5 protein-coding genes are annotated in these 4258 nt (G+C 64.6%); 3 read left to right on the top strand and 2 right to left on the bottom strand.

Annotated features, from left to right (window positions below; genetic code table 11):
• Positions 1-110 precede the first annotated feature (110 nt).
• Entirely contained in the window at positions 111-539 is a 429-nt protein-coding gene (locus NKI17_RS36565; protein WP_352593727.1) for a MerR family transcriptional regulator, read from the bottom strand.
• An 85-nt stretch (positions 540-624) separates the two neighbouring features.
• On the opposite strand from NKI17_RS36565, the gene NKI17_RS36560 reads away from it, so the two are divergent.
• The 3 genes from NKI17_RS36560 (at position 625) to merBA (ending at position 3875) form a co-directional block, all read left to right on the top strand.
• Entirely contained in the window at positions 625-1050 is a 426-nt protein-coding gene (locus NKI17_RS36560; protein WP_352798680.1) for a mercuric transporter MerT family protein, read from the top strand.
• 21 nt (positions 1051-1071) lie between these two features.
• A complete protein-coding gene (locus tag NKI17_RS36555; protein WP_352623141.1) occupies positions 1072-1365 on the top strand; it encodes a cation transporter in 294 nt (97 codons plus the stop codon).
• A gap of 245 nt (positions 1366-1610) precedes the next feature.
• The gene (gene merBA, locus NKI17_RS36550; RefSeq protein WP_352784891.1) at positions 1611-3875 is read left to right on the top strand and encodes a bifunctional organomercurial lyase/mercury(II) reductase MerBA; all 2265 of its coding nucleotides are present in this window, start codon (positions 1611-1613) and stop codon (positions 3873-3875) included.
• A 231-nt stretch (positions 3876-4106) separates the two neighbouring features.
• Here merBA and NKI17_RS36545 read toward each other — a convergent pair.
• Positions 4107-4258 (bottom strand): GMP synthase (glutamine-hydrolyzing) (locus tag NKI17_RS36545; protein WP_502700367.1); only part of this gene is annotated, 152 nt, incomplete at its 5' end.

Here is a 4258-nt window from a genome sequence, read left to right as displayed (position 1 = left end):
GACGCCGCCCGACAGCGCGCAGATCACCTTGCCCTTGCCGACCTGTTTGCGGATCGTCTCGACCGCGTGCTCGCGGTAGGCGCGCATCGTCCAGTCGCCTTCGGACGCACTTATGCGGTAGTTCGCTCCTGGAACAGCGTCTCGATCAGCGGGCACTCCGGCAACGTGCCGTCAGCGCATTGCGCGACCACCTCCTTCAGCATGCGCTCCATCCGTTTGAGGTCAGCGATTTTCGTCCGCACGTCCTTAAGATGGGCGGCGGCCACATCTCTTGCCTCGCCGCAAGGCCGATCGCGTTCATCCACGAGGCGCAGCAGTTCGCGGATTTCATCGAGGGAAAAGCCTAGCTCTCGCGCGCGTAGCACGAAGCAAAGGCGCCGCTCGTGCATGGTGTCGTAGCTGCGATAGCCGCTCGTCGTACGCGGCGGCTCGGGCAGAAGGCCGACCTTCTCGTAGTAGCGCACGGTCTCCAGGTTGCATCCCGTTCGCTGGGCGAGCTCGGCCCGCTGCAGGCCCTTCACCACGGTGTGATCGCGCATCGCAAAATCTCTCTTGACCCTGTAGTGACTACAGACTGCATGTTACGACAGACTTGGCATTTCGGCAAGGAAAGAGAGGCCTGATATGCTCGCATCGCGACCGGGAACGGCAGACACGGCGGCCGCTACGACAGTTCTCGCCGCGTCCGAGCGGGGCGAGGTCGGACGGCAACGCCTGATCGCCCTTGGCGGCATTCTCGGCGCGCTTGCCGCTTCCTCCTGCTGCATCGTGCCGCTGCTTCTGTTCAGCCTTGGCATCGGCGGGGCCTGGATCGGCAATCTGACGGCGCTCGCGCCTTACAAGCCATTCTTCGTCGCCGGCACGGCAAGCCTTCTCGGATGCGGCTTCTACCTCGTCTACTGGAAGCCCAGGCGAGCCTGCGCCGATGACGCCGCTTGCGCGCGCCCAATCCCCAACCGCCTCGTGCAGCTCGCGCTCTGGATCGCGACCGTGCTGGTGATCGCCGCCTTCGCCTTCGACTATGTCGCCCCACTGCTGCTTCGCGCCTAATACCAAGAGCAGCCCCGTCCCGTGAACAAGTATTTGAACACGCTCGCAATGATCAGCTCGGTGATGGTGGCTCCAGCCGCCTTCGCCGGTGAGCGGACCGTCACATTCGCTGTCGACAACATGACCTGCGCCTCGTGCCCCTACATCGTGAAGAGCTCGATGGCGGCGGTCCCCGGCGTTGCGAAGGTGGCCGTCTCGTTCCAAGCCAAGACCGCGACCGTGACGTTCGATGACACGAAGACGAACCCGAACGCCATTGCGACCGCCAGCATGAATGCCGGCTATCCGGCTCATCCGGTGCAGCAGGGCAGTTGAGATGCGTGACCGAGCCTTGGTCCGCGCAGGCGTGGTTGGCGCCATTCTCGCAGCGATTTGCTGCGCGGCGCCACTCCTCGCCGTGGGCCTGCCCCTGGCCAGCCTCAGTGCATGGCTGGCGGGTGCGGGTCCGGTGGTGTTTCCCTGATCGTCGCGGGCCTCGGTCTCGTCGCGTGAGGCTTCCACCATTGCCGGGCAAAAGCGGCGGGCTGCGAGACGAGGATTCATAAGGAAGGCGTGAAACCATGAATGATTGCTGCGCATCCTCCTCATCACGGGACAAGCTTGCAGCTTCGGCGTCCGCGACGCTGCCCAGCTACACCGTGCGACCCGGCGTGACGTTTCCGGACTGGTCCGTGGTCACATCGCCGGCGGTCCAAGATGCGCTGCAGGCCATGGTCGGCTCCGACCATGTGTTCGATCGCTGGAGCGGCTACGATCCCGCCACGGACCGCGTTCGCGTCGCACTGCTCCAACTCTACGCCGAAAACGGACGAGCCCCGACTGCAGGCGCGCTCGCGGAGCGCGCGGGGTTGAGCGGGACGGCCATCCGGCCTCTGCTCGAAGAGCTCCGCGGTCGCGACCTGGTCGTCCTCGACTGTGAGCGGATCGTCGGCGCCTATCCCTTCACGGACCGAGACACGGGGCACCACGTCACACTGGACGGGCGTGTTCTCAACGCAATGTGCGCTGTCGACGCGCTCGGCATCGGCGCCATGACCGATCGCGACATCGCGATAGCTTCGCGCTGCCGCCATTGCGGTGCACCGATCCGGATCGCCACGCGGAACCAAGGGCGGGGGCTGGCCGAGATCGAGCCGCGATCGGCCGTCATGTGGCATAGCGTCCGCTATGAAGGCGCGTGCGCCGCCAGCTCGCTATGTGCGACGACCGCCTTCTTCTGTTCGGACGACCACCTCTCTGCCTGGCGCGGCGAGCGCTCCACGGACGAGCCCGGATTCCGGCTGTCGATCGAGCAAGCGCTGGAGGCTGGCCGGGCTCTTTTCGGGCCCAGCCTTGCTGGCCTCGATACCGCGGCAGAATCCTCGGTCGGCTCGACATCGAAGACGGCCGCAGTCGCGGACTGTCGCTTTCGCACGAACGGTCGCAATGGTGGCGCCTACGATCTTGCGGTGATCGGTGCCGGTTCGGCCGGCTTCTCGGCCTCCATCACAGCTGCCGATCAGGGCGCACGGGTGGCCCTCATCGGCAGCGGCACCATCGGCGGCACCTGCGTCAATATCGGATGCGTACCGTCGAAGACGCTGATCCGCGCCGCCGAGACGCTGCACAATGCTTGCGTGGCAGCGCGTTTTGCCGGCATCACCGCCGAGGCCGAGCTGACGGACTGGCGCGGAACCATCCGTCAGAAGGACGCACTCGTTTCCGAACTGCGCCAAGCCAAGTACGTGGATCTGCTGCCGGCCTATAACGGCATCGCCTATCATGAGGGCGCGGCGCGTCTCGTGGAAGGTGGTGTCGAGGTGAACGGCGCGCGCATTCCCGCCGGCAAGATCATTATCGCGACCGGCGCGCGGCCGGCTGTTCCCGCCATCCCTGGCATTGAGGACGTGCCCTATCTGACCAGTACGACCGCGCTCGATCTTGAGGAGCTACCACGATCGTTGCTCGTCATCGGAGGCGGCTACATCGGGGCGGAACTCGCCCAGATGTTCGCCCGCGCCGGCGTCAAGGTGACGCTCGTTTGCCGGTCTCGGCTGCTCCCCGAGGCCGAGCCCGAGATCGGCGCGGCCCTGACGGGGTATTTCGAGGACGAAGGGATCACCGTGGTCTCTGGCATCGCCTACCGTGCTATCCGCGGGACCGAGAACGGCATTGTGCTCGACGTTTCCATCGACTGCCACGATACGACGATCGACGCCGATCAGGTGCTGATCACTACCGGTCGCACGCCCAACATCGAAGACCTTGGGCTCGCCGAGCACGGCATCGTGCTCTCACCGAAAGGCGGCATTGTCGTTGATGACCGCATGCGCACCTCCGGGGCCGGCATCTATGCTGCCGGCGATGTCACCGGCCGCGACCAGTTCGTCTACATGGCCGCCTATGGTGCCAAGCTTGCTGCCAAGAATGCGCTCAACGGCGACAGCCTGCGCTACGACAACAGCGCCATGCCTGCCATCGTTTTCACCGACCCGCAAGTGGCGAGCGTGGGCCTCACCGAGGCCGCGGCCCGTGCCGCCGGACATGCCGTCCGTGTCTCGACGATCGGTCTCGAGCGGGTGCCGCGCGCACTCGCCGCTCGCGACACCCGTGGGCTCATCAAGCTCGTGGCCGATGCCAGCAGTGGCCGGTTGCTCGGCGCGCATATTCTCGCGCCGGAAGGAGCCGACAGTATCCAGACCGCGGCGCTGGCGATCCGGCAAGGCCTCAATGTCGAGGATCTCGCCGATGCGATCTTTCCGTATTTAACCACTGTCGAGGGCTTGAAGCTCGCGGCACTCGGCTTTGCCAAGGACGTCGCCAAGTTGTCGTGCTGCGCTGGCTAGGATTGCGTTCATTTTCCGATTGCGACGCCAGCTGCGCCGATCTCCAGCGAACCGCCGAATTGTACGCTCCAGCACGCCAATATACTCCGCCGACCACACCTCTCTTTACTTTTCGAGAAAGCGCCATCAAATCACACGAGGAATATCCTGAGTCATTGGAGGTCGCTCAAGAGTGCCACGAAGACTTGTCGTAACTACTTCAAACTACGCTATTGCCGCCATTTGTATCCGTCACTCCCACTCAATTGTGCCTGGCGGTTTGCTCGTCACGTCGTAGACGACGCGGTTGATGCCGCGTACCTCGTTGATGATGCGGGTGGCGGCTGCTCCCAGGAATGCCATGTCGTAATGGTAGAAGTCGGCCGTCATGCCGTCGACCGAGG

It is taken from the genome of Mesorhizobium sp. M0816 (genome assembly GCF_040320005.1).
Taxonomy (GTDB): domain Bacteria; phylum Pseudomonadota; class Alphaproteobacteria; order Rhizobiales; family Rhizobiaceae; genus Mesorhizobium.
Note: the sequence above shows the minus strand (reverse complement) of the source record. Positions and strands in the feature narration are given on the sequence as shown.

Coding starts and splice junctions, on each gene's coding strand:
- merBA (WP_352784891.1), top strand. CDS start 1,611: ATGAATGATTGCTGCGCATCCTCCTCATCACGGGACAAGCTTGCAGCT.
- NKI17_RS36560 (WP_352798680.1), top strand. CDS start 625: ATGCTCGCATCGCGACCGGGAACGGCAGACACGGCGGCCGCTACGACA.
- NKI17_RS36565 (WP_352593727.1), bottom strand. CDS start 539: ATGCGCGATCACACCGTGGTGAAGGGCCTGCAGCGGGCCGAGCTCGCC.